This window comes from Sphingomonas sp. CFBP 8760 (assembly GCF_014841615.1).
Classification (GTDB): domain Bacteria; phylum Pseudomonadota; class Alphaproteobacteria; order Sphingomonadales; family Sphingomonadaceae; genus Sphingomonas.
Window position 1 is genome coordinate 1 of record NZ_JACYUG010000077.1, and the last position, 260, is coordinate 260.

Annotated in this window: 1 protein-coding gene; it reads right to left on the reverse strand. The window is 70.4% G+C overall.

Translation table 11 applies throughout. The features are described from left to right. Window positions 1-3: 3 nt before the first annotated feature. Window positions 4-260 (reverse strand): DUF2332 family protein (locus IFT82_RS20425; RefSeq protein WP_192129953.1); only part of this gene is annotated, 257 nt, incomplete at its 5' end.

A 260-nucleotide genomic window follows, 5' to 3' on the forward strand; every position in this document is an offset into this window, starting at 1 on the left:
CCGTCAGGGATGCAGCCATTTGATCCACTGGCCGTAGGGGTGGCAGGTGGCGAGGTGGTGGGTGGTGCCGTCCGGCCAGCAGGTGAGCATCAGGCGGACCTCGCGGCGGCATTCGGTCCACTCGAACCCGATCCAGGCGAGCGGCCGGCTCGGATCGGCACGGGTGCCGGCGCGGTGGATGGCGGCGACGATCGCGGCGCGCTGCCCGGCACCCAGATATTGCAGCACCATCGAATGGAAGACGACCCGGCACAGCCCGG